This window comes from Fulvivirga aurantia, from assembly GCF_009711475.1.
GTDB classification, from domain to species: Bacteria; Bacteroidota; Bacteroidia; order Cytophagales; family Cyclobacteriaceae; genus Fulvivirga; species Fulvivirga aurantia.
In genome coordinates, this window is record NZ_SMMD01000490.1 from 1 (window position 1) to 3,254 (window position 3,254).

Below are 3,254 nucleotides of genomic sequence, written 5' to 3' on the forward strand. Positions count from 1 at the left end.
TTAGTCGCAGGTTCTTTAGGCTGATCTTTTGTTTTCGCAGGAGAAGTGCTTTTAGTTGCAGGTTCTTGCTTTTTCGTTTCCGGCTTAGACTGCTTTTTAGAAGTATCTCTTTCTCTGGTTTCTTCTCTCTTTTTTACAGGCTCTACAGTGTAGCCACTGCGATATCTCTCGCCTGAGACATTTGTTGTACTTGTACCTTCATCTCCGTATCCACCACCGGGAAGATTAAATCCTTCTTCTTGAGCATAGGATAACTCAGTGATGCATAAGGCACCTATTGCCAGCATAGAACTCAATATATAGCTCCGGGTTTTCATGAAGTTGTCTAATATACGTAATATTTTAGAGAAAGTTGCAAATCCTTCTATTTGCGCTAACTTACGTAAACATATAATTGGTCAAAAACAGCGTTTATGTCACACATTACAATAGATGACTTTACAAAGGTAGATATTCGGGTCGGTACAATTACACGAGTTGAGCCATTTGAAAAAGCACATAAGCCAGCCTATATCATACATGTGGATTTGGGTGATATAGGTGTAAAAAAATCCAGCGCTCAACTTACTGGAAAGTACTCCCCTAAAGATTTGGAGGGTAAGCAGGTTATCTGTGTGGTTAACTTTCCCGAAAAACAGATCGGGCCAATTAAATCTCAGGTGCTGATCACAGGATTTACCGATGAAAATGGAGACATAGTAATAGCTACCACTGAGTCTTCTGTTCCTAATGGCTCCAAATTGCACTAATATGGATCATGAGTTTACATTTAGACAGCTCAAAGCACTTGATCTTACAGACATGTATTTGGCATTTCTAAGTGCATTTTCTGATTACCCCATCGATTTTAAATTGAGCAAAGAGCAGTTCGTAAGAAAGTTTGTAGAAAAGTTAAAGATTGACTTTGGTCTTTCAGTAGCTGCTTTTGATGAAGAGAACCTGTGCAGTTTTATATTCACTTCAGTGAATTATTACGAAGGCAAGCTAACTGCATACAATGGTGGCACAGGAGTACGGCCACCTTATAGAGGTAAGAAACTCACGGAGGGGATGTATGAATACCTTACCCCCTTGCTACACGATCGTGGAATTAAGCAATGTGTGCTCGAGGTACTAACTGAGAACCAAAGGGCTATTAAAGCCTACACCAATGTTGGTTTCACAAAATCTAAAACATATAAATGTTTTCGACTGGCTTCACCATATAAACTTAAAAGGCGTGTCGATTTTCCTATTAAAATTTACGCTGTTAAAGAACCTACATGGCATTTGTATGAAAGGTTTGCTACAGATGACCCCTCCTTTTTAGACTGTAGTCAAATGATATCTCAAAATCTTGCCAATGAGAGCATCATAGAAGCTCATCTTGATGGAGCGTGTGTGGGGTATGCCATATTTCAGTCAGCGGCAGGTAGGGTGAGTCAGATTGCAGTTGACAATAAATTCAGGCAACATGGTATAGGTGCGGCCTTGCTTAACTATATGTATGAGCTAAGCATTCAAAAAAACTTGACTGTTATCAATATAAATATTGAGGCCAAAGAAACACTCACCTTCTTTGAGCGGTTAGGATTTGAAAACCAAATCAACCAATACGAAATGGTTCTTACTTTATAATTCCATTAATTACTAGTTTTACTGATCTATGACAATAACTTTTAGTGATCTGGTGGCGATTACAAGCGGTAAGGTGATCCGCTGTGACAGTCCTGACTGGCCAATCGATCACCTTTTGACGGATAGTAGAAAGGTAGTGCCTTCTCAGGGTGCGGTCTTTTTTGCTATAAAAGGAGTAAGACATAATGCGCATGAATACATTCAACCCTTAATTTCAGAAGGCATTCACCAATTTGTTTTAGAAGAGGATGTTGACTTACCAGATACTTCAAACCTCAATGTAATTAAAGTTGATAGTAGCCTGGAAGCACTTCAAAAGCTGGCTACTTACCAGCGAGCTAACTTCGACATTCCTGTGGTCGGAATTACGGGAAGTAATGGCAAGACCATTGTAAAAGAGTGGCTGGCACAACTTTTAAACCCACACCTGGCGGTACTTAAAAGTCCGGGGAGTTATAATAGCCAGGTAGGTGTACCATTATCTGTATGGCGCTTATCCGACAATCATCAGATGGCCATTTTCGAAGCTGGTATTTCTAGATCCGGTGAAATGGCTAAACTCGCCAAAATCATAAGGCCGAGCATTGGTATTTTTACTACGATAGGAGCTGCACATGATGAAGGTTTTGAAAATCGTGAACAAAAGATAAAAGAGAAGGCACAACTTTTCACGAACAGTGATCGGGTGATCTATTGCAAAGATTATGAAGAGATAGATGCTGAACTACGTGATAAAAGTTTTACCTGGGGCAAAGACCCAAACAGCCATATTGTAATTAGCAACCAGAAAAATATTGATGGGAAGACACACCTGGAGCTTTATTACAACTCACCACTAAAGTTTATTTTGCCTTTTACACATAGCGCTTCTGTAGAAAATGCCATGCATTGTATTGCATTTATGCTGTTAAGAGGTTTTGCACAGGAAGTAATTCAGGAGGGGCTCAATGCACTTAAAAACCTCAAAATGCGTCTTGAGCTCAAACGTGGACTAAATGGATGTCTCATCATTGACGACACTTATAATAGCGACCTGGGTGGACTACAGGTGGCTTTAGACTTTCTAACCAGTCAAAAACAACTTAAAAATAAAACCCTCATCATTTCTGACTTGTTGCAAACAGGTTTATCTAAAGAGGCATTGTATGAGTCAATTGGCAAGCAACTTAAAGCGGCATCACTCTATAAAGTAATAACTATAGGACCGGAAATCTCTGCTCATTTATCGAAGGAGCTAATCACCAAATCTTATACTTCTACTGAGCAGTTTTTAGCCGAACATGACCTTTCTACATTTGACCAGGAGCTGATTTTAGTTAAGGGCGCTCGTTTCTTCAAGTTAGAGCAAATTGTAAGAAAGCTGGAGGACAAAATCCATGGTACGCACCTTGAAATAAACCTGGACGCCCTAACTCACAACCTAAATTTCTATCGAAGTAAGATCAAACCTGGCAGTAAACTCATGGTGATGGTAAAGGCTTTTGCTTACGGCAGCGGAAGTATGGAAATCGCCAACCTATTACAATATCACCGAGTAGATTATTTGGGAGTGGCTTATGCCGATGAAGGCGTAACGCTTAGAAGAAATGGTATTCATTTACCTATTATGGTTATGAATCCTACTGAAGAGAGCTTTG

4 protein-coding genes are annotated in these 3,254 nt (G+C 39.7%); 3 read left to right on the forward strand and 1 reads right to left on the reverse strand.

Annotated elements, in window-relative coordinates; translation table 11 throughout:
* Positions 1 to 317, reverse strand: a 317-nt coding sequence (locus tag E1176_RS03460) for a hypothetical protein (RefSeq protein WP_222933067.1), incomplete at its 3' end; no start/stop codon positions are given.
* 96 nt (positions 318 to 413) lie between these two features.
* Between E1176_RS03460 and E1176_RS03465 the strand changes: the two genes are divergently transcribed.
* The 3 genes from E1176_RS03465 to murF all read left to right on the forward strand — a co-directional run.
* Positions 414 to 749 carry a tRNA-binding protein gene (locus tag E1176_RS03465; RefSeq protein WP_155209181.1) on the forward strand — a complete coding sequence of 112 codons (336 nt, stop codon included), beginning with the start codon at positions 414 to 416 and terminating at the stop codon, positions 747 to 749.
* A gap of 1 nt (position 750) precedes the next feature.
* Entirely contained in the window at positions 751 to 1,617 is an 867-nt protein-coding gene (locus E1176_RS03470; protein WP_185152598.1) for a GNAT family N-acetyltransferase, read from the forward strand.
* Positions 1,618 to 1,645: 28 nt separating this feature from the next.
* On the forward strand, positions 1,646 to 3,254 hold a 1,609-nt coding region (gene murF, locus E1176_RS03475; protein WP_155209183.1), incomplete at its 3' end, for a UDP-N-acetylmuramoyl-tripeptide--D-alanyl-D-alanine ligase.

Bases quoted from the DNA above. Each gene is read 5' to 3' on its own strand.
- E1176_RS03465 (WP_155209181.1), top strand. From the start codon at position 414: ATGTCACACATTACAATAGATGACTTTACAAAGGTAGATATTCGGGTC.
- E1176_RS03470 (WP_185152598.1), top strand. From the start codon at position 751: ATGGATCATGAGTTTACATTTAGACAGCTCAAAGCACTTGATCTTACA.